Genomic DNA, 21,020 nt, shown 5'->3' with positions numbered 1-21,020 from the left:
CCTTTGTTGGATTGTTCATCAGGTGGGTTCTCGTGGGCCCTGCTATTGCATTGCATCGTCGAGTCGATGCAACCAGAGCTGGAATTCTTCCGGACCAGCGAAATGCGCACCGGATACTCTGCTAACTTCCGGAGCTGTGTCCGGTCCCTCGATGACAAGCGCGTATCCGCCAGCTGCGGTTGCAGCCTCGAAGGCGGGTAGGTCGCCGCGGTCGTCACCTGCATACGCAACAGTTTGAACGTTCTTAGTAGTGATAATCCTTCGAAGAGCGGTGCCTTTGTCCTGGTCCAGGGGCATGCGAAGTTCGTCTACGTATTTCCCGGGCTCACGCCGCAAACCGTAGGTGTCCACCGTTTCCCGGATTAGCGGGGCGATCAGCCTTGCAGCGCCGTCACGATCTGGCGCGCGCCGCCAATGGACGGCGACGGCGAGGGACTTGTCTTCAACGTATATGCCGTCAACACTGTCGAATTCCTGGTGCAATCTCCTAGTGGCTTGTCGAACGGTGGCTGTCCACCGTTGGGCTTCCGGAACTACCTCAATGCCGTTATCGGTGAGCTGTTCGAGACCGTAGGAACCATAGAGCTCTACCCCTGGAATGGTTGCCCGCTCTGCGAGGAAGCTGGCCGAACGCCCTGACAGGAGGGCAATGACTGATAGCTTGGTTGCCAAACTTGCGAGAATGTCTGCGGTGCCGGGCAGCAACTCGCTAGCATCTGGATTGTCAGTGATACGAGAGAGAACACCGTCAAAATCCATCACCAGTCCCGCGTTCGCACTAGAAGTGAGAGCTTGTAATTCTGCCGTCGCTGAATCCATACAGCCACCCTAGCCCGAGGGCCCTATCGGCTATCTAACGACAAGCGCTCGGTTGTCCGCCCCGAAGGCCGGGCGCTTGCCGGGCGTTTGACCTGTCACGAAGATTGAGAGCGTACGTCCTGTAAATGACGGGCAAACCGTCGGGACGATGATCAGTCGTTGAGGGGTTCTCTGCGATGTATCGGAAGCCGCACCGTTCCGCTACGCCAAGTGATGCAGTGTTCTCGCGGGCAGCGCGGATGATTGCTCTGTCGCCGATATCCTCCTCCGCAAGGTAGTTGCAGATCTGAAGGACGGCCGTAGTCGCAACAGCCTGACGGCGGGCCCATGGATGGACGGCATAGGAGATATTCACATCGCCAGCGGCAGGCATGTCGTTCGCGTCGGGATCGAAATCGATGTACCCAGCCAACTGGTCGTCGAGTCATATTCCGAATCCCCGCTTACCTGCTCCGCGGCTCGCATTCTCTGCCAGCATCGCAAAGTGTCGGCGGCTGGAATCGTCGGTGCCCTTCCTCCCCGAGAGCCAGCGAACTGTCTCGTCGTCCTCACCAGCGTTGTGCGCTTTTACATCCTCGTCGGTGAGTGCCCGGAGTTCGACCATGGGCACAATGTACAACGCATTTCTTGAAACCTCCCACCGGGTGCCGTTCGCCGAGGTCAATGGCCAAGAAGACTATTTCCGTTTCCTGTTCTTACGCTGCGGCTGGAGGCGCTGGCCCCTCCCTTCAATATCTGAAGCTGCTGCTCCGGCTTCTGTTTCCTCGTCGGTCCTCCTGCCTTCCAAGATGGGCAGAGCCGGCAGGCCTTTCGCTTTACGGCGTGCGGCGAGGGCCCTCGCCGCCGGCGATCCCGGCGTGGGCATGCGTCGGATGACGAAGAACTGCTGGGCCATCGTCCAGAGGTTGGTGGTAGTCCAGTAGATGAGGACACCGATGGGGAAATTGATGCCGCCCACGCCGAAGACGACGGGCAGGATGTACAGCATCATCTTCTGCTGGCGCATAAAGGGGCTGGCCATGGCCTCTTCAGACATGTTCTTAGCCATAATCTGCTTCTGCGTGATGAACTGCGAGGCCGTCATCGCCAGGATCATCACGATAGTTAGGACCGTGACGGCGACATTGCCCGAGTCGTTGCGCAATAGCACGGCTGACAGCGGAGCGCCGAAGATGCTGGACTCATCGAACTGCAGTACCTGTTCGTGGCTCATCGCGCCAACGCCCTCACCTTCGCGGGCGTTCGTGCTGATGCCGGACAGGACCTGGAACAGCGCAAAGAAGAACGGCATCTGGATCAGCATCGGCAGGCAGGCCGAGAACGGGTTGGTCCCGTGCTTCTTGTACATGGCCATCTGTTCCTGCGCCATTGCCTGGCGGGACAACTGGTCAGTCTTGCCCTTGTACTTGTCCTGAAGCTTCTTCAGGTCCGGCTGCAGCAGCTGCATGCCGCGCTGCGCCTTGATCTGCTTAACGAAAACCGGGATCAGGGCGGCGCGGATGACCAACACCAGCCCGATGATGGACAGCGTCCAGGTCCAGCCGGATGCCTCAGGCAGGCCAATGGCGCTCAGTCCTTCGTGGAAGCCCACCATGATGATGGAGACAAACCACTTGAACGGGAACATGATCGTCTCAAAGAAGTCCATACGATTCCCCTATTCCGTCAGACCGAAAGCCGGCCCACTTCATGAGTCCGGGTTGCCGGTTGCTTGTTGAAGCAGCCACGCACAACAGATTGTGGTGGGTTTGGTCTTCAGGCCGAGCCCGGTGGCAGGCTGGGTACTTCATACGGTGAGCCTAACTTAGCTGCCGCCTGGTGATCAGCGTTACGATCGTGTGATGGCTCGCCTTATCGCTCCGGACGCAAGTTACCACGCATCCTGGCTGGAGGGGTCCGCAGAGTTCGACGGCGCCCACAGGAACGGCGGCGGCGGTGAAGACTGGCCTCTGGAAGAGCTCACTGACCTTCGATCATTCCGCCGCTTCGTCGATTCCCTTGTCGACGATGCGTTGCCGGAGAGCCCCCGGAAACCGGGGTACGTTCCTTGCACGTACTTGTGGATCGTGGACGGCGACACGTTCCTGGGCTCGCTGGCCATCAGGCACGAGTTGAACGACTTCCTCCTCAACGGGGGTGGGCACATCGGCTACAGTGTGAGGCCGTCGGCCCGGCGCCGCGGTCACGCGTCGAATGCACTGGCCGATGCCCTGCCGTTAGCCAAGGAACTTGGTATCTCCCGGGTTCTGATTACCTGCGACGAGGACAACCTCGGCTCCCGTGCGACTATCGAAAAGAATGGCGGCGTCCACGAGGACTCCCGCAACGGCAAGCGGCGCTACTGGGCCGACACGGAACAAGCCGGCGCAATTGATCCCACCCACAGGATAGGGGGCCCGTTGGGCGTCCCCGGCGGGTAGCCGGCTGCCGATTTAGTAGCTGAGGGATCGTGGCCACCTCGGCTGCTTCCGTCTCAGCAGCTGATGGTAGTCACATCCTGATTGCCGTCGGCCACAGCGGTCCAGTCGGCTACCTGCTGGCCGAATTCAGGGTCCGCGAGGCCAACCCGTTCAAGTACGCTTCATCGGTCTTCTTTATCCACCACATTGCGGTGGAGCCTTCCCACCAAGAGAAGGGAGTGGGCAAGCGACTCATGAGCTCAGCCTCAGAGCTGGCGGGACAGCTGGGGGCATCCTTCTTGCGGTTGGATTCCTGGCATTTCAATGTCGACGCCCACAAGTTTTTTGAGGCCCAGGGCTTTGCGCCGGTCAGCATCGGCTTCGAACGCCAACTGAGCTAACTTTTGATCTGCACTTCGGAGTCCTCACCAGCCATCGGGGAGGATGCGTTCCGAACTGCCGCTAAGCGGTAGCTCATCGGGCACTCCATTGCCCGATAGGAAGGAGGATCCCTTTGCAAATGCGATCACAGACCGCTTGCGACCTCGAGGAGATCCGTCAAGCTGCGAATAACTAGGTCGGGAGCCGCGTCTTTTGGAGTTGGCGCGCTGTCTCGATTGAGCCAGATGCCGGTCCAGCCCGCCGATTGCGCGCCTTGGACGTCGTTTCGCAGCGAGTCGCCGACCATGATCCGCGGTTCGCCCGGAAGGAGCGCCGAGGCGATATCGAAAATGCGCTTGTCGGGCTTCTCGATGCCATGGTCTTGGGAGGGCACGGTCGCCTCGAACAGATCTTCCAACCCCAAACGGTGAGGATAGGAATTGCCATTGGACAAGAGCCCCACATGGTGGCTGCGCCGGAGCTCGGCCAGAACAAGCAGGACGTCATCGTACAGTTCGACGTCGGCGAATCGCCGCTCGAGGTAGAACGCGTTCAGGTGTGCGGCGAGAGCGTCATCCGGAATATCGATCCGCGCAAGGCTGTGCTTGAACGCTGCTAATCGCACTTGCTCAAGGTTGGTGACCCTGCCGAGTAGCCTTTCGGCGACCACTTCGCGGTCGGCGATGAACTGGTCCACGCCCAAGTCGCCTTCGGCGTCGGGCCGCAGCCGCTTCAGCTCGCCAATCGTGGCGGCCATGGCCCGCCTCATCATGGCACGGAAGTCCAACAGCGTCTGGTCACCATCGAAATAAAAAACCGCCACGACTCCATCCAAGCAGGCAGACCCGCTCCCACTCAGGTGACCACGCCGCGTCCGGTAGAGGATCCCTCACCGTGCGCTCAGAGAGTCCGCTGGACCACCGGCTCTCTACCATGCCTTGATCCAGCATGAGTCCTAATTCAGCTCAAACCTTGCCGAGCGTGATCTCCAGAGACTTGGGCTGCTCGTCTGCTCCCATCGCCCATTCCCATCCAGGAAGGAGTGCTGCGTTCTTGAAGAACTCCTCAAGTGCAGAATCGAAAGACCACATGCTGCCGCTACCCAGGGCAACGGTATCCGGGGTCGGATCCCAATAGAACGTGCATGACAGGTGCCACATCGGAGCATCGACTTCGCCGGCTTCAATAAATTGACGCGTAAGGTCGACGTTGAATTCCTGCGTGCCGCGAAACCCGCAGGTCCCGAACTGGGCCAGAACGCCATCGCCATCTTCGTCTATGGGAGCGCAGTCGTTCGCTGGTATAGCGGCAAAGCGCTTAAAGACCTCCATTACGGTGCCGGGGTTCAGTGCGCTTCTGAGTTCACCGGCCCTCGTGATTGCAAGCATCTGCTCCAACTGGGCCCTCGAATCTCGAATCAGCATGCCCTGATTATCCAGCAGGAAACTGAAGGAGCCGGCCCGCCGTCGTGTCTAGCCCTAGCGGATCCCTTACCGGACGGTATCTCGAGCTTGTCATCAAAGGTTTGGGCTCTGTCTCTGACGGATCTTTTAGTGGGCAGATCATCCGATGCACTACGGCACGGTGGACGCCCAATCCATGCCTTCCGTTTCGGCTCTCTGACGTAGTTCGGACCACGGCCTCGCGTTCTCGATAGCCTCGAGAGCCCGTTGGATGGCGGAAATGGCTGACTGCACGACTGCAGACTCCCGGGGACGCCTTCTCCTCATCCTCGGTGGCGAAGCCTCCTCCAGGGTTTGCCTGAAAGTATGCGAGATCGGCCGCATCAAAGAACTGCCGAGCTGCCCAGGCGGCCTCTTGAGGGGTTGGTGAGCCAGGTGCGAAGCGCGTAGGCGGCAGCGGCTGCGGCGTTACCAGCGTAGGTCCTACCGGCTGTCCACCCTTCGTCGTCCTCGTCCGGAACCATGGCCTCTGCCTCAGCCTCGAAGCGGTTCGCATCGATATCGTGGCCCGAGGCCTGCTTGCCAGACCGCCGAAACGATGACGGCCAGCCGCTGCTGGCGCGGCGTGTCGCCCACTTGCTGCGCGTACCGGTCGGACAAGGGCAGTAGACGCTGGGCACAAGCGGCGGTGAAAGCCGTCTTGGCCGAGCGGTCAAGTGGCTCGAGCCGCAGCCTCAGCAATATGTCATCGTGATTGATATTGATCATCTGCAGTCCGCTCTCAACACGATCCTTTACCGGGCGCGATGGACGTCAGTGGTGAAGCCTTTCCTCCTGGTGCGTTCTTGCAGTGTTTCAAGTTCTTGGAAGAAGGTCAGCTGCCAGCCAGCAGGACCTTGCACTCTTCCGTTGATGGTCTCGAACGGAGTTCTGATTGGGGGCGCGAGCACCTTCAACCCAAACTCTTCGGCGGAGGTCATCGCAACTTCCGTGTTGTCCACCTCAAGGGCGATTCGGAGCGTAGGCCCTTCGGCAGATGGCGCGTTTTCAATAGCGTCAATGTTGCGAACGTGTGTGGGTGTGGCGAGCTCAATTGTCGCCGCGCCGACGTTCAGTATTGACACTCGATCCTCACCATCAGTTGCGAAAGCGGGCTGTTCCGTAAGGCCAAGGACATCGCGATAAAAACGTAAGGCGCTATCGAAGTCGTCTGTTTCGATGATCAAACGCAATTGCTTCGGCTGCTGTGATGGAGTCATGTCCATCATTTTGGAGGGTGACATGCGTGTCAGGTGCAAGCCCGTATCGATCCCCCAGCTGTTTCAGTTTTAGAAGTTCGGCTTCGACGGATTCCTTCTCGCTCTTCAGCCGTGCCTGCGCAGCAGTTAAGGAGGCCCGGAGCAGATCAAGGTTTCTTACGGGATTGACCAGGGCGGGAAGCAGCGTGCGAATTACGGAGCTGCAAAAACCAGCTTCAAACAAGTCTTGGATCTGAAGCACAAGACGCTCGTCCTCGATCGAGTAAAAACGGTGACCCGCCGAAGTGCGTTGCGGCTCAAGCAGGTCTTGCTGTTCGTAGTAGCGCAACGACCTGACGCTGACGCCAGTCTTCGTCGCGAGTTCTCCAATCCTCATGCCCCCATCTTCGCTGATTTCTGGCGCCCGTTAGCCGATCCCCTTACGGTGCTGTAATAAATTTCCAGCGGATAGCATCCTTCTCATGACACCAAGACTGAAAGGTCGCCGACGAGCTGCACAGCAGATCGTCAGCGAAGTTGCTACCTGGGCGAAACAGGAAGACAGAGTGAGAGCCGTTGCTCTCGTGGGGTCTTATGCCCGGGGCGCGGAGCGAATGGCCAGCGATGTCGACCTCGTGGTGTTGAGCGACACTCCGGGAACCTTTGAAGATGCGGCATGGTTTAAACAACTCCGTCCTGGGGCTCGTCTTATCCGCTCCGAGGTATGGGGGCCAGTACGCGAACGCAGATTTCGGTTGGCATCAGGATTGATCGTGGAACTGGGCATCGCTCCCTCGACCTGGGCTGATCTCCCTTTGGACGAAGGAACGCGTCGCGTCCTCAGCGACGGCCACCGCATTCTGTACGACACAGGGCTTCTCGGAAGGGCCTCCGCAACCGTCACTAGATAAGGCATCCGCTCCCGTCGCACACTGCCTGCAAGCGGAAGGTGCACCCAACACCACAACCCATTCCAATCAATATGGAAGCTGAACCACATGAGCGTTCGTTGTGGATCCTTCGCCGGACACTGTTACTTGTGGCTACCCCCGGCCAAGCTTCGGTGTTTATCGTGTTGTTTGTCCGGTGATAAGTTGCCATGGGTGTGGTGCGGGCGTCAAAGTGCCGGTGATGGCGGCTAGGGCGCATGCGGCGCCTTGTTGGCGAAGGTTCTGTTGAACGGTGGTCACCTGTTTCACTGACGCGGCATCGGAGGCATCCCAGCCCGTGACGGCGAGGCTCCTCGGAACGTGAATGCCGGCTTTCAATGCGGCCTCTAAAGTTCCCAGGGCCAATTCATCACTCATCGTGAGAATGGTGTCTGGAGGATTCGGGCGAGCCAGCAATCGGTCGGCGGCTCGTGCTCCTTCACCAAAACTGTTGATGGAGCAAGAAGCCACTTCGACACTCTCCCATTGGAACCCTGCCGCGGTGAGCGCGTCCTGGTATCCCAGGAGCCGGTTACGCGTGACGGGGAACGTCGCCGTCGCCGGGTCAGGACCCATAATGATCATCTCGACTCTTTCCTTGGTGAAGGGAAAGGCGATGATGGCAGGGCGTTGGCTCTGGTGTAGGCCCAATGCAGCGACCGCTTGGGCAGCGGCGCGATCGTCGATGCCCACCAGACCGAATGCCTTTTTCTTTGGTCCGGCATGGATGATGGCTGGCCTCCCAGTCAGGGCAATGGCCTCAAGCACCGGGTCATCGTCCGTCGTCGTCCACACAACGAAGGCATCTACGGCTGCTGCGCGGATGCGCTGATCATCGTCAGCAGATCCGTTGGTCGGGAGAATGGTCATGGCCAAACCATGTTCCGCGCAGACATCTGCGATCCCGGCAAGAAAGCGTGTCGCCTGGGGGTCATCAAAGGCGTAAGACAGGGTCTCTCCCAGAACGACCCCGAGAGCGCCGCTGGTTCCCGTGCGCAGCGACCGGGCGCTGGGGTCGGGCCCTGGATATCCGAGCACCTCGGCGGCCGTAAGGACTTTCTCCCGGGACGCTGCCGAGACGCGGGAGGGTGTGCTGTAGGTGTAGGAAGCGGTCATCACCGAGACTCCAGCCTCGCGGGCTACCTCACTGAGGGTGATTTTGGATTCCGGTGCTGCAGGTGACATAGGACCAGCCTACCTGTGTATCGTTACACACATGATTCGTTCCTCATCGCGATCCCCTCATAGGTTGGCGTTCGCGTCCTATGCCTCCTTTGCAGCGTTCGGTGTTTTCTGGGGCACCTGGGGTGCGAGTATTCCAAGAATCAGGTCCCAAGCCGGCATTTCGGACGGGCAGCTCGGCACGGCACTGTTGTTCATCGGAGCCGGGGCGGTGCCGGCGATGCTTCTGACGGGCAGGATCATTGACCGCTTCGGAGCGCGGATCACCGCGGCCGTCACACTCATTCTGCTGGGGGCCTCTGGACTGTTCGTGGCCCTTGCCGCAACGGGATTCGCCAGCCTGTGCTTCGGGCTGCTTCTGGTTGGTGCGGCCAGTGGGGCGGCCGACGTGGCGATCAATTCGGCGGCAGGGTCCGCGGAAAAGCTTGCTTCCACACCGGTGATCACCCGTTCCCATGGCGTGTTCTCCGCATTCGTGGTGGTCTCCAGCCTTGTTGTTGGACTGTTGACTGCGCTGGGCACTGGCACCACCTTCTCCTTCGTCCTGGTCGTTGCCGCGTCAATGATCGTCAGCGGGTACCTGCTCCATGCTTCTTCTGCTGAAGTGCCCAGCGATCAACAGCGCATTAGGGCGGAAACGGGCGAACTGCGTCATCGCCGCGCCGACCCCGCTTCAGGTGTCCCTGGTCTGGCGGTCTTGCTGGTGGGAATTCTTGGGGCGGTGGCCTTTGCTAGTGAGAATGCCCATCAGAGTTGGGCGGCCGTGTTCTTCGAAGACGAGCTAGGCACCGGGGCCGTCCTGGGTTCTACCGCTCCTGCGGTGTTCGCTGCCGTCGTCGCCATCACACGCTTCAGCACCGGAGGACTACAACCGGCCTACGCAACAAGAGCACTGATCCTCGGCGCCGCCGCGGCCAGTGCCGGTGCAGCAATGCTCTCCGCCGCGCCGGACTTAATCGTGGCCTTGATCGGACTGGCAGTAGCCGCCGCCGGCACAGCAGTGCTGTACCCAACGTTGCTGGGTATCGTCTCGCGCTCCACCGAAGAGGCCACCCGTGGGCGGACAACTTCCCTACTCACTACGATTTCCTATCTTGGATTCCTCTTGGGCCCCGTCTATGTAGGACTGTGGTCCGAAGCCGCCGGACTGCGAGCAGCGATGGCCGCCATAGCGGCCCTGTGTGCGGTCCTACTTGCCCTCACACCGGTCATCCTGCGGATCCGGCGGAAGCTCACCGATCCCACCTCGCCACCGCACATTGCGAATACCGCCCACCACCCGAAACAGGATGATGATGCTCGAGAACATGATCTGGCTGAATGAACCAGCCCAATGGGAGAACAACCCGAACGAACTAACCGTGGTCTCCGATCACGACACAGATTTCTGGCGGGAAACTTTCTACGGCTTCACGCACGACACAGGGCACTTCCTCCACCGTGAGGTGGTGGGCGACTTCACAGCTACGGTGAAGTTATCCGGCGACTTCACGACGCTCTACGACCAAGCCGGACTCATGGTTCGAGCCAACAAGCGAGCCTGGATGAAAACCGGTGTCGAGTACACCGATGAGGCACTCCACCTCAGCACCGTGATCACCCATGGCGCATCGGACTGGTCGATCATGTCGCTGCCGAATACTCCGGACGAGATAACGATGCAGGTAACCCGCCAAGGCAATGCCCTTCGGGCCCAGTACCTTCACCCCCAAGGGACGGTAGGACAGTGGCGCATGCTGCGCCTTGGGCACCTGCCACTCGAAGACTCCTGCCAGGTCGGGATGATGATGTGCTCACCAAAACGCGGTGGACTCCGCGCCCGGTTCAGAGATTTCAGCATCACCCCATCCCAGCGCATCGACCTACACCCTCACCAGAAACACTAATCGCCTCGAATCGGCGTCCGAGAGCGTCGTCGTCGCTGTGTGGCACTGGACAGCGGCCATGTATGAACTGCTCAAGAATTCCAATGTCACGGGAACCGACGTTTGGAACGCCTGGCGGCGAATACCGGCCGGCTGACCGAGATCCCGCAAGAGCCGCGTCACGGTAGGCCGGATCCACAGCACGGTAGAACGAACCTTCCACAGTGCGCATAAGGGCACTTTCCCAACTGACAACTGGGTGGTCTCGCTGCAGGTTTCCTTATTCTTACGACTGGTTTTCAGGGGCGCTAGCTCTCTACGTACGGGAGCCGATCCCTACCTGACGGGGAAGGTGAAGAATGTCACAGGGGACGCCGCGGCTCCCTGTGCCCGGTAGAAGTCGAGAGCGTGCTTGTCTTCGTTGTCGGCTGGCACAAATACCTCGCCGAAGCCTGCTGCTGCGGCGGCTTCGCGTAGTTCGAAAACCAACCTGCTTCCAACACCCTGTCTTTGGTGATCCTGGCGCACTGCAAGGTCATAGATGAATACCTCTGACGATGGGGATCGCGTCATGGGCAGAGTGTGGGCGGTGATGCCGCCAACAACGTCGTCACCGACGAATGCGGCGATCGCCCAAAACGAGTCTCGATCGAGAAGCCAAACAAGATAGTCGTCGGTGAGCGGCTCGGCATCCTCTGCGAATACAGCAGCCATCATCGCGAACATGTCACGCGCCGCTGTCAGATCGCCTCGGACGAGCCGCTTTGTCCAGAGAGTAGTCATTTTGAAATCGTGTCATGCCCGATCCGCACGGACAATGCCGTCTGCAACAGTAACTTGGGCTCGAATCGCCACTCTGGATTAGGTTCCGTATGGATCACTCAACGGGACAACGGGCGAAGCTGGTCCTCGTCCACTGGGAATGGCACCGTGTAGTAAAGCTGGGGTGCGGTCATATCTCCCCAGTCGTCTTTCTTCACTCTTATCTCGACGGACGATACCTCGGCGATACGCACGCGCAGCCAGTCATCATGACCTAGTCGCAACTCGTGCGGGTCGGCGAGGTAGCCCAGTCCAAGTTCATCCAACGTCTCCTCTGCGAGCATCCAGTCCACAACTTCTGTCCGTGGGCGCCCCCACAGGTCGATAGCGACAAAACCTTCGTCGATGGGTTTCATCCATCCCACTCGCTCCCCGTCATCCGCACGCCTGTGTTCGATCCAGTCCTCTTCCATGTCGCAAGGCTAACAAACCAGCTCACTGAGGTGCCCGGCTAAGGATCCCTCACCGTACGTTGAGGGACAGTCAAATCTAATGAGGGCCCGGACGGATCCTCCACGGAGTTCGTCTGTCTGGGTGTAGCCGAGCGATTCATAGAATGCCTTCTGCTTCGGCTCATCATCAGTGATCAGAACTTTCTGCCGCACATGCGGGTACTCTTCGAGTGCTCGTTCGGCGATAGCTCGTCCTATAACTTTCCGATGGTGTGACCGCAGGACCAAGATGTCTTGGAGATAGCAGATCGAAGCACCGTCGGAGATTATTCGCGCCAGTCCGACAAGCGCCTGGCCAGGACCGGTCTCCTCGGGTTTCTTCGTCTATGAGTGCTTGGGCCGTGCGCGTACGTGCATGCGCTCTCCCTGCTGTCCAAACAGGCTGATGAACTCGACGGGTTTGCCGTCAGCGCTGGCGAACCAGTGCGGTGTGTGGGTGTCGAATTCCGCGGCTTCGCCAGGGCGAAGTTCAAAGTCCTTGTCGCCCAGTACTAAACGCAGCCGTCCGTTGAGGATGTAAAGCCATTCGTAGCCTTCGTGAACGCGCGGGTCGGGCTCTGCCCCGCGGGCATCACCGGTGAGCACCATCTTGAACGCCTGTAATCCGCCTGGCCGGCGCGTGAGAGGAAGAGCCGTCATGCCGCCATGGGTGATGGGCTGCAGATGGATTCTCGGATCCCCCGTGGGAGGTGCGCCGACCAGATCATCGAGGGGAACACCGTACAACCTCGCGAGGGGCAGCAGGATTTCAAGGTTTGGTCTGCGTTGGCCGGATTCAAGGCGGGACAGGGTGCTCACCGATACTCCGGATGCGGAGGACACATCTCCGAGGGTGAGGTTCCGTTCCGCACGGAGCGCCCGAAGCCGGGGGCCGACCGCACCGAGAACACCGTCAAGTTCAGTTGTCATTACTCATAGTTTGCCATAACGGCAAAGATTATTGCCAGTCCTTGTGGATGCGATGGAAGCTGGTGTAACCGCCCAAGGATGCTGGCGGCGAACTATCAGGGCCGAGACGAAGGACAAATCAGTTTGGACACCACACGGTATGACGTTGTTATTGTTGGCGGCGGCGCGGCGGGACTCAGCGCGGCCACGACGCTGGCCCGGGCGCTGCGCTCGGTACTTGTCATCGATTCCGGGACCCCACGCAACGCACCCGCGGCGGGGGTACACGGTTATCTTTCCAGGGACGGCATGAACCCCGGGGAACTCCTGTCCGTCGGACGCAGTGAAGTGCTTTCCTATGGAGCTACGGTCATTGACGGCGAAGCCGTTTCGGCACGGCGAACCCCAGATGGATTCGAGGTAATCCTCGAAGATACCCGCCGGTTCTCCGGCAGACGCCTGCTCGTCACCACCGGATTGACCGACGAACTGCCTCCCATCGACGGGCTGCGGGAGCAATGGGGAAAGGGCGTTGTGCACTGCCCCTACTGCCATGGCTGGGAAATCCGCGGGCAACGCATTGGAGTGCTGGGCACAGGCCCGTTGTCTGTCCATCAAGCACTGTTGTTCAGGCAGTGGACCCGGGATATCACCCTCTTCCTCAACGACACCGTGGAACCCACCGACGAGGAGTGGGACAAGCTCGCCGCCCGATCCGTAACGGTCGTTGACGGCGCCGTGGCTTCTGTTGAAGCGGTCGATGGCGTACTCACCGGGATCACGCTCCGCCAAGGCCCCTCATTCGACCTTCAGGCCCTGGCAGTCGGAACACGGATGGAGGCCAGGTCCGCGCTTCTGGAATCACTCGGGCTATTTTCCCAGGTGCACCCGTCAAGGGCCGGACGGTTCATCGAGACCGACGCTATGGGTGGTGCGACGGCCGTCCGCGGCGTGTATGCAGCCGGCAATGTCTCCAACCTAATGGCCCAAGTCATCACCGCGGCGGCCGAGGGTGTCATGACCGGCGCAAGGATCAACGCCGACCTCATCGAAGAGGAAACCCGATGGGCCGTTGAGGGGCACTTCGGCCCCTTCTCCGCCGCCTCGGAAGCAGCCGTCTCTAAGATCGTGCTCGGTGACCGACGCCACGGCCTTGATGATGGACCGAACGTCACCGGCGTGGGCCCTGCGCCCACAGTAGAAAGGTAATCAGCATGGACCACCATCCCCGCCCGATACGGCACTCCAACCACCAGCACCACAAGCGACCTGGCAGTCATGACCAACGCCGGGGCAGTCCCGACCGGGGATGCGCGTATCGCAGTCGGGGCTAATGCACTGGCAGTGGCGGGCGATGCCAGTCAGTCAGGTCTGGGTCGTTCTCGACTAGGAGCCGTTCCAATGCTTCCCAGCCATGCGTACGGGCAAATGCTGCTTCCTCTTTAAAGAGCGGGATCAGCCAGGCGATGACAATGGGTTCGTCGGGTTCCTCGCACGCCGAAAACTCATCGGGCAGGTAAACAGGAGCGCAAACGTACATGGCTTCGAGACTGGTGCCGGGGTCAAGCGCACCTCTGGGACCGATGACGGACTCGGGCGCCAGATCAGGGATCCCGATCAGGGCAGGCGGTAACTGCGCTAATCGGCAAAGGTGTCCATCGAGGGATCGGTACCGGGCACTGGGGGGACGTTGAACCATCGTTTACCGGGCGTCAGATCTGATCGGACGTGATCAGACGTTCAACCTCATCCGCCAGTTGTGGGACCGGTCGACGGCCATCAAGTTCGAGGGTCGCGCTCTTTCGAAGGAGCGGTTCGACGTCGAGAACGTGTTGGCGGATTGCGTGCTGGTCAGCCTCTGAGCTGCCGTAGGTATTGGTCGTACGAGCCGAGACTCGCTCGATGAGGACTTCTACCGGCGCGCTCAGGAGAACAACACCGGAGAAGCGGTCATAAAAGCGACCTTGATTCTCGACAGTCCCCGAGACAACTAGGGACGAATCAGACGCGAGAAGTGCCGACATGCGCGGTTCATCCCATGTTCCGTCAGGAAGCACCCAGGCGTCGTAGTCGGTGTCGATCGTTCGGTAGCCCCGCCGGGACAACTCATGCAGCACAGTTGTCTTTCCCGCCCCAGACATGCCAGTGATCAGTATTCGAGACATGAGAGCCAGCGTATCCGGGGCTGGGGTGTCCGTTAATGGATCCCTATCCGGACATACTGTGCCCACCATGAGGACTTGACGTCACACTTGCATTTTGCAAGTATAGGCCGCATGAGCCTTTTCATCACCTGCCCGGTCGAGAGCGTCGAGCGCGCGACCGCCTTCTACACCGCCCTCGGCTGGACCCTCAACGCCGAGATGTCCGATCACAACGTGTCATGCTTCGCGATCGCGCCCGAGCAGTACGTCATGCTCGGCAGCCGCGAAATGTATGCGAGCGTCGGCGGCGCCGAGGAGCTGGTCGGCAGACCCGACACCCCCTCGAAGGTCACGGTCTCGTTCGACCTCGGCAGCCGTGAGGCGGTCGATGAGCTCGTCGAGCGCGCCGGTGCCGCCGGCGGGCGGACCGGTGATATCGACGACTACCCCTTCATGTACCAGCGCCAGTTCGACGACCCTGACGGCTACCACTACTCGCCGTTTTGGATGAAGCCGGACGCCGATCCGACCGTGTGAGCGACCTCGCCGCGGCCCTCGATATCGTTGGAGCACGGTGGGCCTTGCTCGTCGTGGAGCGGCTGCTCGACGGGCCGCAGCGCTACGGCGATCTGCAGCGCGACCTCGGAGTGCCGACGAACATTCTCGCGACCCGCCTGCGCGAGCTCGAAGCGGCCGGGGTACTGTCCCGTCTGCCCCTCCGGCACAACACCCGGGCCTACGCGCTGACCGATCGCGGGCTTGCCTTACGTGAGTCGATCGTCGCGCTCGGTCGCTGGGGCGGCGAGGAGGCCTAGGCGTGGCGCGGAATCGCGATACGCTCCGACGAGCTCCTTCGCAACTACCGTGCCGCCGTCAGCCTCGCAGCCACCCTGATCTGGATCAGGTCAGACTCGATCAACACGGCCTAGGAGCGCCTCAGAAACTTGAAGCTTCCTAAGACACTCGAACGGGCTAGGCACCGCGCACCCACTCCCTGTGGGTTGCAGCGGTGAATGGCGTGGTTTCCGCAGCGCTTTGTGGCCGAGCGACTAGTCCCCTAAGCCCGTCCTTCAGCGTGACCCTGTAGTGTCTGCTTACCATTCAGTATGGGCAGCAGAAACTTCCTTATCGAGGGCGGTTCCGGAACCGGAAAGACGTCGGTGTGCGAGGAGTTGGCTCGGCGCGCGTACCACATTGTCCACGGCGATCGGGAACTGGCCTACCAGGGCGACCCGAACACCGGTGCACCTGTGAACGTCACTGGGCTCTCAGTCCATGACCATCACATTTGGCGCGTCGACGAGGTCAAGGCGCTCATCGCGGATCATCGCGAGGCTACGACGTTTTTCTGCGGAGGCTCCCGCAACTTCGCGAAGTTCGTCGATCTGTTCGACGGCGTCTTCGTGCTCGAGGTCGACGTCGAGACCCTGGCTCGGCGGCTGGATAAACGGGGTAAGGACGAGTGGGGCGGGCGGGGTCGACAAGCGGAACAGGATCTCATACTCCGACTGCATCGCACGAAAGAGGACGTTCCACGGAATGGCATCCTGATCGACGCCACCGCTCCACTCACGCACGTCGTCGACGAGATCCTCGCGAAAAGCCGAGCGGCGGGAAGCTCTGCCTGATGGCCGGCCGCTCATGGGGGCCACCGGCCTCCCATGACGGTCCCGTTCGGACGCTGGAGCTGACGAATCCGCAGGCTTTCCGTGCGAGAGAGTTGGTGACGAGAAGAAAAGCCTCCGGAATGTGGCTCGCAGTGATAAATGGCGGGGTTTCCGCAGCGATAAATGTCATCCCCGGCCGGACCGCTAGCCGATCCCTTACCGGACAGGTATGGCCCATCAAGAATGTTGTACGGCCGTTTGAGCCGGATGGACTTGGCCTGTCGCGAGCTCTTGATGGGTACTGTTGCTACGTGAGTATCAAGCTTGTTGTCGCACACGACAATGAACGGGGAATCGGGCGAGCCGGACAGTTGCCGTGGAGACTTCCTGGTGAGATGGCAAAGTTGTCCGCCGCCACGCGCAGAACAGCTGACCCGTCAAAAAGGAATGCTCTGGTCATGGGGAGGCTTACTTACGAGTCTTTTCCTGCTAGTAGGCGTCCGCTGGCGGGGCGACTCAATGTTGTCGTTACGAGTCGCCCGATTCCGGACGCAGAAGTCCAAACGGCGGCAACTCTGGAGGCCGCCGTAGCCGAAGCCGTCGGAGCCGCAGACGTTGAGGACGTGTTCATTTTCGGGGGTGCGAGAATCTACAAGGAAGCCCTTGACGACTTGATCCCGGACGAACTTCTAGTCTCGGTGGTCGATGGCGTCTTTCAGTGCGACACCTTCCTATCTCATCTGCCAGCTTCGTACATCCTCGAAAAGTCGACGGAGGAAACATACGAAGGCACAAGAGTGGTGCACGAACGATACCGGCTACGCCGGTAGTTTTTAGCGTCATTCTGGCTCTCTACCAGTGGCATGAAACACGGAGTCCGGTAAACGATCCTTCAGCGAGCGGGTTACTCCTCGTAGCCGCTTGCTCCGCGCAGGTCGACGCTTAGAGCGCGGGAATTGTTTATCTGTCCAACCGCCTCAGGCTTGCTCGGAACCTGATCCCAAGGGCGTACGGTGCCGTCTCCTTGATGTCGAGGAATGAGGTGAACATGCAGGTGAAACACGTCCTGCCATGCCGCCTCGCCGCTGCTCTGAATCAGGGTCAGTCCTTCGGGATTCAGCTCTCGCTTGAGGATGTCAGCAGGGAGCTGCTTGTCCGACCGTCTACGGACGTGTGGGGGTGTTCAGCGATGCGCGCATCCGATGACTCGGATGCTACGGTGGCGCTCATCGTGTGATGTCTCGGACTCTAATGGGGGAATCATGTTTGTTGCTGGTCCAAATGGCGCGAAGCCATGAGGGTCATTCTCTTGTCCGATTCGTGCACCACGGGCTGGCTCCACTGGGGCCATGGTGAACTCTGGCTCACTCCGTCGCACCTTGTGCGGATCGGCCGGCCGGAACTGACTCGGCGGGCAGCAGGATGGGGTGGAACCAGAGGCGGTGCCGCGTTCGCAGCCGGGGCTGCGGGGACGAATGCGGCAGAGGCCCTTGTGGGGTCCACCGCTGGCGCAGGACCCGTCCCGGGGGCGGCAATTGAGGTCAACCCAGAGCAATGGGAGCAGGAGGTCACGGCCGAGCCCAGTCGTACCCTGGTGTTGAATCTCGAGGAAGTTGCCACGGTCCAGTTCAGACAAGGCATCACGGCCTCGCGCTTGGGAGTTGGAATGGCCGATGGCGTCAAACACAAGCTGCTCTGGCTGCCAAACGCTCACTCAAAGTCCGTGTTGGCGGAGACCCTTGGTTCAAGGCTGGCTTTCAGCTAGATCCCGGTCGTCCTCAAAGCGATTTTGTGGTGTAACGAGCGGTCGTTGGCGGCTAATGGCGGCACCGAAATGCTGACGCTGGAGGTGCGCCAGTATTGGCCACCGTGCAGCCTTTAAGGGGATCCTCCACTGGAACAGGTATGCGCCGAAAGTAGCCCATAACTGCGTACCCTCAGTGCATGGGTGAGTTCATTCGCTTTCAAAGTGCCGTCCCAAACCGGCGCGGCCAATTTCCAGGCGTGTTCGCGATGGCCAACGGCCTCCGAGATGAAGGGCTTCTGAGTAAAGCAGATGAGCGATGGCTTCAAATTGCCAACGCCAACGCCACCTCGACCTATACGGACCCCACAACTGTGGCGACGGATTGCTACAACGCTGAGCTAAACCCTGGCGCCCGATCGTGGTTCAAGGCCGCGTCCTTGCAACTTCTCGATATGACAGCTGAATACTTGAACCTCCTCGACCGGCACGGCATCCCCTGGATGGCACTTCGCAGCGACAATCCCGGCCGACTTGTCTACGAGGACGCAGTACAAGTCGTTGCAGTTCCACATACCTATCCAGAGCATTGGCCGTTCCGACCAGCCCGTTAATGGATCCGTTAGCGGGCGGCGCGCTCCCGGAATAGGTGCACGCCTTCCACCTGATCCCGCTGCCGCGTGGCATGCCACCCTGACCGCTGGCTGAGTCAGTGCTTATTGGCCGAGCTGATTCCTCGCCACCATTCGAGGTCCCGAGCCGCGCTCTCAAGGCCGTCAATCTTAGCGAACGCGTGGCGAACGAACCGGTCCGGAAGCCGCACAGCGTGTTCAACCACGTAATGGGCCAACCCGTCAGGCCATACGAAATGGCCGTCGCTCAACTCCAGATTGCCGTTCTCTTTCCCACAGAATCGGCAGCGCGAGAACCCCATGTAGCTCCGCGTGATAAGCCCCATCTGCAAGTAGTAGGCGACGAAATCACGCTCCTCGGTATCCCAACTAGCGTCAACGAATTGCTCGGGAGAAGGCCATGACCGGCCTGTCTGGGGACCGTCCCAGTAGCCAATCAGAATCAGTTTCATGGACTGAACCATCACCACTCCCCACCATCGAAGATCGGCAGCGTGTTGCCACCGACTGCTCGCGCCCAATGTTACGGGGGAATGGGCAGACCCTCGAGGATGCTGCCACGCTGCTCGTTCGGTGGTCCTTGCTGGCCAGTCTCCCATTCCCTGATGCACAATTCCGGGTCGAAAGCGGCCGTGATAGAGCATGCAGAGGCGCCCGGAAGCCGGACCTCCACTGGCCGCCGCACCGCCTACTCCGCGCTCTTCAAAAAGGCCGTGGTTTCGGGTTCTCTAAATTCTCATAAGACCCGCCCGCAAAACTGCGGTGAGGTCCCTTAAACGCTACGCCCGGCGACAGGCTCATCGGATACGCCCGTGTCTCCACCAACACCCAAGACCTGACCGCCCAGCGCACTGCTCTCGCGGCAGCTGGCGTGGACCCTGACGCGATCTACGTCGACCACAGATTCAGCGGAACCAGCGTGAACGCCCTGGACTGGGAAAGGCCTTCGCCGCGTGCCGGAATACATTCGCTGGCATGGCCGCAGGATGCGGGGACAGAGGCAGACTCTTCAGCGTCCGCTGAAGGATCCCCTACCGTGGAGACGACTTTGGACATTTTGTGCAGATGACTTCGGAAAATGCCCCACATGGCCGCCGTTTTTGTCAGACCCTGCTGAGATGCTCTTCTTGTGGAAGGCTTGAGTGTTTGGAAAGCGCGTAGTGGCGAGGCCTTGGAGGCCGCCACCGGGCTCCGGGCCGCCCAGGCCCTGTCTGCTGTCGCGGCGTCCGTTGCTGTTCTCGACCGCATCATCAGACTGGATTTCAGGGACCGTACTGATGGCAGCGGTGTTGCTGGTGACTGGGATTCCGATCCGCTGCGGCGACGAGCCGATGCGTGCCTGGATGGCTTGGCTGAGGTCGCCCGGTTCGAAGCCAAGACAGCTGCAATGAAGGTGCAGCTGGCGGCCGAGTACCTCGAGGTGGCAGAGGCCATCGCTTCCCCTGCCGCCACCCCGCGGGAGGCCACTGCGCAGGAAATGTCAACGATGGCGGAAGTCGCCTGCCTGCTGTCTGTCAGCGAACGCAGCGCCGGAGCCCTGCTGTCCGAGTCCCGCGAACTAACCACCACTCTTCCCCTGACACTGTCCGCGCTGCAGGCCGGAAGCATTTCATGGCAGCACGCCAAGATCGTCGTTGATGAAACCGCAGGCCTTGACCCCACCGCCGCCAGGGCGCTCGAAGCGCACTTCCTGGACGCCTATGCACCGAACGCCGCCCGCGGGTGCCCGGCCGGGGAACTCGTCCCGTCCCGGTTCCGGTACAAGGCCCGGACCTGGCGGGAACGACACCACCCGGTGTCCATCGAAAAACGCCACCGCAAAAGCATCCAAGACCGCCGCCTCGAGTACGTTCCGGACCGGGACGGGATGGCCTGGCTCTCGGCCTACCTGCCCGCCGGGCAGGCCGCAGGGATCTGGGACCGTGCCACCACCGCCGCCAGGGCAATGCAAGGCCCCGACGAGCCCCGGACCCTCACCCAGCTGCGCGCCGACAACGCCGCCAACTGGCTCCTGGGCGGCGTCACCGAAGGGACCCCATCCCCCAAGGCGCAGGTCCTGGTCACGGTCCCGGTGCTCTCCCTGATCGGTGCCGGTGAGGAACCGGCCACCCTTGACGGGTACGGGCCCATCCCGGCGTCCATGGCAGCGGAACTCGTCGCCGGCGGCGCCGAGTCCTTCCACCGGGTCCTGACTGACCCCCGCGACGGGGCACCACTGGAAATCGGCCGCACCAGCTACCGGGTTCCCACAGCGATGCGGCAATGGCTCCGGATCCGGGACGGCAAGTGCCCGTTCCCTGGCTGCAGCAACCGTTCTCTGGATAACGAGGCCGATCACCTCCTCGCCTGGGCCGATGGCGGCACCACCGGCATCACCAACCTCGGCCAGCCCTGCCGCAAACACCACCGGCTTAAACACACCAGCGCGTGGAGACCCACCCCGGCCACCCAAAATAAGCCGCCCGGGTGGGTATCACCCAGCGGCCGCCACTACCAAAGCGAACAACAAGACTGG

At 60.7% G+C, this 21,020-nt stretch carries 31 protein-coding genes and 2 pseudogenes; 14 read left to right on the top strand and 19 right to left on the bottom strand.

Translation table 11 applies throughout. The annotated features are described in order from the left end of the window. Positions 1-42 precede the first annotated feature (42 nt). The 4 genes from otsB to yidC form a co-directional block, all read right to left on the bottom strand. Positions 43-819 carry a trehalose-phosphatase gene (gene otsB / locus J7E83_RS18985; protein ID WP_214965306.1) on the bottom strand — a complete coding sequence of 259 codons (777 nt, stop codon included), beginning with the start codon at positions 817-819 and terminating at the stop codon, positions 43-45. A gap of 34 nt (positions 820-853) precedes the next feature. Further along, positions 854-1,231: a GNAT family N-acetyltransferase gene (locus J7E83_RS21640; RefSeq protein ID WP_214965304.1), complete on the bottom strand. Its 378-nt coding sequence runs from the start codon at positions 1,229-1,231 to the stop codon at positions 854-856. 12 nt (positions 1,232-1,243) lie between these two features. Further along, the gene (locus J7E83_RS18975) at positions 1,244-1,423 is read right to left on the bottom strand and encodes a hypothetical protein (RefSeq protein ID WP_214965303.1); all 180 of its coding nucleotides are present in this window, start codon (positions 1,421-1,423) and stop codon (positions 1,244-1,246) included. A gap of 72 nt (positions 1,424-1,495) precedes the next feature. After that, the gene (yidC, locus tag J7E83_RS18970) at positions 1,496-2,467 is read right to left on the bottom strand and encodes a membrane protein insertase YidC (protein WP_214965302.1); all 972 of its coding nucleotides are present in this window, start codon (positions 2,465-2,467) and stop codon (positions 1,496-1,498) included. A gap of 193 nt (positions 2,468-2,660) precedes the next feature. On the opposite strand from yidC, the gene J7E83_RS18965 reads away from it, so the two are divergent. Then, positions 2,661-3,239: a GNAT family N-acetyltransferase gene (locus J7E83_RS18965; RefSeq protein ID WP_214965301.1), complete on the top strand. Its 579-nt coding sequence runs from the start codon at positions 2,661-2,663 to the stop codon at positions 3,237-3,239. A gap of 29 nt (positions 3,240-3,268) precedes the next feature. Beyond that, the gene (locus tag J7E83_RS18960; protein WP_214965300.1) at positions 3,269-3,619 is read left to right on the top strand and encodes a GNAT family N-acetyltransferase; all 351 of its coding nucleotides are present in this window, start codon (positions 3,269-3,271) and stop codon (positions 3,617-3,619) included. 125 nt (positions 3,620-3,744) lie between these two features. On the opposite strand, the gene J7E83_RS18955 is transcribed toward J7E83_RS18960, so the two are convergent. The 6 genes from J7E83_RS18955 to J7E83_RS18930 form a co-directional block, all read right to left on the bottom strand. Next, a complete protein-coding gene (locus tag J7E83_RS18955; RefSeq protein ID WP_214965299.1) occupies positions 3,745-4,422 on the bottom strand; it encodes an HAD family hydrolase in 678 nt (225 codons plus the stop codon). A 142-nt stretch (positions 4,423-4,564) separates the two neighbouring features. Continuing rightward, positions 4,565-5,023 carry a hypothetical protein gene (locus J7E83_RS18950; RefSeq protein WP_214965297.1) on the bottom strand — a complete coding sequence of 153 codons (459 nt, stop codon included), beginning with the start codon at positions 5,021-5,023 and terminating at the stop codon, positions 4,565-4,567. A gap of 362 nt (positions 5,024-5,385) precedes the next feature. Continuing rightward, the gene (locus J7E83_RS18945) at positions 5,386-5,526 is read right to left on the bottom strand and encodes a hypothetical protein (protein ID WP_214965295.1); all 141 of its coding nucleotides are present in this window, start codon (positions 5,524-5,526) and stop codon (positions 5,386-5,388) included. Positions 5,527-5,536: 10 nt separating this feature from the next. Next, positions 5,537-5,770: a hypothetical protein gene (locus J7E83_RS18940; protein WP_214965294.1), complete on the bottom strand. Its 234-nt coding sequence runs from the start codon at positions 5,768-5,770 to the stop codon at positions 5,537-5,539. 26 nt (positions 5,771-5,796) lie between these two features. Then, positions 5,797-6,261 (bottom strand): VOC family protein, encoded by a 465-nt coding sequence (locus J7E83_RS18935; protein ID WP_214965292.1) that lies wholly within the window; start codon positions 6,259-6,261, stop codon positions 5,797-5,799. After that, positions 6,200-6,637 carry a MerR family transcriptional regulator gene (locus J7E83_RS18930; protein WP_214965290.1) on the bottom strand — a complete coding sequence of 146 codons (438 nt, stop codon included), beginning with the start codon at positions 6,635-6,637 and terminating at the stop codon, positions 6,200-6,202. The genes J7E83_RS18935 and J7E83_RS18930 overlap by 62 nt, the downstream gene beginning before the upstream one ends. Positions 6,638-6,722: 85 nt before the next feature. Here J7E83_RS18930 and J7E83_RS21635 point away from each other — a divergent pair, with 85 nt between their 5' ends. After that, positions 6,723-7,151 carry a nucleotidyltransferase domain-containing protein gene (locus tag J7E83_RS21635; RefSeq protein WP_214965288.1) on the top strand — a complete coding sequence of 143 codons (429 nt, stop codon included), beginning with the start codon at positions 6,723-6,725 and terminating at the stop codon, positions 7,149-7,151. Positions 7,152-7,307: 156 nt separating this feature from the next. Here the strand turns inward: J7E83_RS21635 and J7E83_RS18920 are convergent, their stop codons facing one another. Beyond that, positions 7,308-8,354 (bottom strand): LacI family DNA-binding transcriptional regulator, encoded by a 1,047-nt coding sequence (locus J7E83_RS18920; protein ID WP_214965286.1) that lies wholly within the window; start codon positions 8,352-8,354, stop codon positions 7,308-7,310. Positions 8,355-8,418: 64 nt separating this feature from the next. On the opposite strand from J7E83_RS18920, the gene J7E83_RS18915 reads away from it, so the two are divergent. Both J7E83_RS18915 and J7E83_RS18910 read left to right on the top strand, forming a co-directional pair. Continuing rightward, complete coding sequence (locus J7E83_RS18915) at positions 8,419-9,675, top strand: MFS transporter (RefSeq protein ID WP_214965284.1); 1,257 nt, start codon at positions 8,419-8,421, stop codon at positions 9,673-9,675. Next, positions 9,641-10,237 (top strand): DUF1349 domain-containing protein, encoded by a 597-nt coding sequence (locus tag J7E83_RS18910; protein WP_214965282.1) that lies wholly within the window; start codon positions 9,641-9,643, stop codon positions 10,235-10,237. The genes J7E83_RS18915 and J7E83_RS18910 overlap by 35 nt, the downstream gene beginning before the upstream one ends. A gap of 315 nt (positions 10,238-10,552) precedes the next feature. On the opposite strand, the gene J7E83_RS18905 is transcribed toward J7E83_RS18910, so the two are convergent. The 4 genes and pseudogenes from J7E83_RS18905 to J7E83_RS18890 form a co-directional block, all read right to left on the bottom strand. Further along, on the bottom strand, positions 10,553-10,999 hold the full coding sequence (locus J7E83_RS18905; RefSeq protein ID WP_214965281.1) for a GNAT family N-acetyltransferase: 447 nt from the start codon (positions 10,997-10,999) through the stop codon (positions 10,553-10,555). 98 nt (positions 11,000-11,097) lie between these two features. Continuing rightward, complete coding sequence (locus J7E83_RS18900) at positions 11,098-11,451, bottom strand: hypothetical protein (RefSeq protein WP_214965280.1); 354 nt, start codon at positions 11,449-11,451, stop codon at positions 11,098-11,100. 9 nt (positions 11,452-11,460) lie between these two features. Then, a pseudogene (locus J7E83_RS18895) lies at positions 11,461-11,772 on the bottom strand (GNAT family N-acetyltransferase); the annotation flags it as partial. Between the two features lie 42 nt (positions 11,773-11,814). Further along, positions 11,815-12,399, bottom strand: a complete 585-nt coding sequence (locus J7E83_RS18890) for a helix-turn-helix domain-containing protein (protein ID WP_214965278.1) — start codon at positions 12,397-12,399, stop codon at positions 11,815-11,817. Between the two features lie 123 nt (positions 12,400-12,522). Here J7E83_RS18890 and J7E83_RS18885 point away from each other — a divergent pair, with 123 nt between their 5' ends. Next, a complete protein-coding gene (locus J7E83_RS18885; RefSeq protein ID WP_214965276.1) occupies positions 12,523-13,587 on the top strand; it encodes an NAD(P)/FAD-dependent oxidoreductase in 1,065 nt (354 codons plus the stop codon). 121 nt (positions 13,588-13,708) lie between these two features. Here J7E83_RS18885 and J7E83_RS18880 read toward each other — a convergent pair whose 3' ends face one another. Together J7E83_RS18880 and J7E83_RS18875 are read right to left on the bottom strand one after the other, a co-directional pair. Then, positions 13,709-14,077: a suppressor of fused domain protein gene (locus tag J7E83_RS18880; RefSeq protein ID WP_214965274.1), complete on the bottom strand. Its 369-nt coding sequence runs from the start codon at positions 14,075-14,077 to the stop codon at positions 13,709-13,711. 13 nt (positions 14,078-14,090) lie between these two features. Further along, positions 14,091-14,543, bottom strand: coding sequence for an AAA family ATPase (locus J7E83_RS18875; RefSeq protein ID WP_214965272.1), 453 nt, complete (start codon positions 14,541-14,543; stop codon positions 14,091-14,093). A gap of 111 nt (positions 14,544-14,654) precedes the next feature. Between J7E83_RS18875 and J7E83_RS18870 the strand changes: the two genes are divergently transcribed. From J7E83_RS18870 to J7E83_RS18855, 4 genes are all read left to right on the top strand, one after another. Next, a complete protein-coding gene (locus J7E83_RS18870; RefSeq protein WP_214965270.1) occupies positions 14,655-15,059 on the top strand; it encodes a VOC family protein in 405 nt (134 codons plus the stop codon). Further along, the gene (locus tag J7E83_RS18865; protein ID WP_214965268.1) at positions 15,056-15,337 is read left to right on the top strand and encodes a helix-turn-helix domain-containing protein; all 282 of its coding nucleotides are present in this window, start codon (positions 15,056-15,058) and stop codon (positions 15,335-15,337) included. The genes J7E83_RS18870 and J7E83_RS18865 overlap by 4 nt, the downstream gene beginning before the upstream one ends. 291 nt (positions 15,338-15,628) lie before the next feature. Further along, entirely contained in the window at positions 15,629-16,150 is a 522-nt protein-coding gene (locus J7E83_RS18860) for an AAA family ATPase (RefSeq protein ID WP_214965266.1), read from the top strand. 290 nt (positions 16,151-16,440) lie between these two features. Beyond that, positions 16,441-16,959 carry a dihydrofolate reductase gene (locus J7E83_RS18855; protein WP_214965264.1) on the top strand — a complete coding sequence of 173 codons (519 nt, stop codon included), beginning with the start codon at positions 16,441-16,443 and terminating at the stop codon, positions 16,957-16,959. Between the two features lie 74 nt (positions 16,960-17,033). Here the strand turns inward: J7E83_RS18855 and J7E83_RS18850 are convergent, their stop codons facing one another. Beyond that, positions 17,034-17,249: an HIT family protein gene (locus tag J7E83_RS18850; RefSeq protein ID WP_285289374.1), complete on the bottom strand. Its 216-nt coding sequence runs from the start codon at positions 17,247-17,249 to the stop codon at positions 17,034-17,036. A 174-nt stretch (positions 17,250-17,423) separates the two neighbouring features. Between J7E83_RS18850 and J7E83_RS18845 the strand changes: the two genes are divergently transcribed. Further along, positions 17,424-17,894, top strand: coding sequence for a hypothetical protein (locus tag J7E83_RS18845; RefSeq protein ID WP_214965262.1), 471 nt, complete (start codon positions 17,424-17,426; stop codon positions 17,892-17,894). Between the two features lie 179 nt (positions 17,895-18,073). Beyond that, positions 18,074-18,487 (top strand): hypothetical protein, encoded by a 414-nt coding sequence (locus J7E83_RS18840; RefSeq protein WP_214965260.1) that lies wholly within the window; start codon positions 18,074-18,076, stop codon positions 18,485-18,487. Between the two features lie 95 nt (positions 18,488-18,582). Here the strand turns inward: J7E83_RS18840 and J7E83_RS18835 are convergent, their stop codons facing one another. Next, positions 18,583-18,957 (bottom strand): hypothetical protein, encoded by a 375-nt coding sequence (locus J7E83_RS18835; RefSeq protein ID WP_251044132.1) that lies wholly within the window; start codon positions 18,955-18,957, stop codon positions 18,583-18,585. 347 nt (positions 18,958-19,304) lie between these two features. Here J7E83_RS18835 and J7E83_RS21285 point away from each other — a divergent pair. Further along, a pseudogene (locus J7E83_RS21285) lies at positions 19,305-19,468 on the top strand (recombinase family protein); the annotation flags it as partial. 175 nt (positions 19,469-19,643) lie between these two features. Further along, positions 19,644-21,020: DUF222 domain-containing protein (locus J7E83_RS18825; RefSeq protein WP_396020577.1), on the top strand; the 1,377-nt coding region annotated here is incomplete at its 3' end.

The organism is Arthrobacter sp. ISL-48 (assembly GCF_018613805.1).
GTDB lineage: Bacteria > Actinomycetota > Actinomycetes > Actinomycetales > Micrococcaceae > Arthrobacter.
The sequence above is the reverse complement of the archived record's forward strand: the minus strand, read 5'-3'. Positions and strand labels throughout refer to the sequence as shown.

Bases quoted from the DNA above. Each gene is read 5' to 3' on its own strand.
- J7E83_RS18840 (WP_214965260.1), top strand. From the start codon at position 18,074: ATGGGTGAGTTCATTCGCTTTCAAAGTGCCGTCCCAAACCGGCGCGGC.
- J7E83_RS18860 (WP_214965266.1), top strand. From the start codon at position 15,629: ATGGGCAGCAGAAACTTCCTTATCGAGGGCGGTTCCGGAACCGGAAAG.
- J7E83_RS18940 (WP_214965294.1), bottom strand. From the start codon at position 5,770: ATGATCAATATCAATCACGATGACATATTGCTGAGGCTGCGGCTCGAG.
- J7E83_RS18965 (WP_214965301.1), top strand. From the start codon at position 2,661: ATGGCTCGCCTTATCGCTCCGGACGCAAGTTACCACGCATCCTGGCTG.
- J7E83_RS18905 (WP_214965281.1), bottom strand. From the start codon at position 10,999: ATGACTACTCTCTGGACAAAGCGGCTCGTCCGAGGCGATCTGACAGCG.
- J7E83_RS18910 (WP_214965282.1), top strand. From the start codon at position 9,641: ATGATGATGCTCGAGAACATGATCTGGCTGAATGAACCAGCCCAATGG.
- yidC (WP_214965302.1), bottom strand. From the start codon at position 2,467: ATGGACTTCTTTGAGACGATCATGTTCCCGTTCAAGTGGTTTGTCTCC.
- J7E83_RS18835 (WP_251044132.1), bottom strand. From the start codon at position 18,957: ATGAAACTGATTCTGATTGGCTACTGGGACGGTCCCCAGACAGGCCGG.
- J7E83_RS18930 (WP_214965290.1), bottom strand. From the start codon at position 6,637: ATGAGGATTGGAGAACTCGCGACGAAGACTGGCGTCAGCGTCAGGTCG.
- J7E83_RS18935 (WP_214965292.1), bottom strand. From the start codon at position 6,261: ATGACTCCATCACAGCAGCCGAAGCAATTGCGTTTGATCATCGAAACA.
- J7E83_RS18880 (WP_214965274.1), bottom strand. From the start codon at position 14,077: ATGGTTCAACGTCCCCCCAGTGCCCGGTACCGATCCCTCGATGGACAC.
- J7E83_RS18920 (WP_214965286.1), bottom strand. From the start codon at position 8,354: ATGTCACCTGCAGCACCGGAATCCAAAATCACCCTCAGTGAGGTAGCC.
- J7E83_RS18845 (WP_214965262.1), top strand. From the start codon at position 17,424: ATGAGGGTCATTCTCTTGTCCGATTCGTGCACCACGGGCTGGCTCCAC.
- otsB (WP_214965306.1), bottom strand. From the start codon at position 819: ATGGATTCAGCGACGGCAGAATTACAAGCTCTCACTTCTAGTGCGAAC.
- J7E83_RS18900 (WP_214965280.1), bottom strand. From the start codon at position 11,451: ATGGAAGAGGACTGGATCGAACACAGGCGTGCGGATGACGGGGAGCGA.
- J7E83_RS18875 (WP_214965272.1), bottom strand. From the start codon at position 14,543: ATGTCTCGAATACTGATCACTGGCATGTCTGGGGCGGGAAAGACAACT.
- J7E83_RS18975 (WP_214965303.1), bottom strand. From the start codon at position 1,423: ATGGTCGAACTCCGGGCACTCACCGACGAGGATGTAAAAGCGCACAAC.
- J7E83_RS21635 (WP_214965288.1), top strand. From the start codon at position 6,723: ATGACACCAAGACTGAAAGGTCGCCGACGAGCTGCACAGCAGATCGTC.
- J7E83_RS18945 (WP_214965295.1), bottom strand. From the start codon at position 5,526: ATGGTTCCGGACGAGGACGACGAAGGGTGGACAGCCGGTAGGACCTAC.
- J7E83_RS18890 (WP_214965278.1), bottom strand. From the start codon at position 12,399: ATGACAACTGAACTTGACGGTGTTCTCGGTGCGGTCGGCCCCCGGCTT.
- J7E83_RS18950 (WP_214965297.1), bottom strand. From the start codon at position 5,023: ATGCTGATTCGAGATTCGAGGGCCCAGTTGGAGCAGATGCTTGCAATC.
- J7E83_RS18870 (WP_214965270.1), top strand. From the start codon at position 14,655: ATGAGCCTTTTCATCACCTGCCCGGTCGAGAGCGTCGAGCGCGCGACC.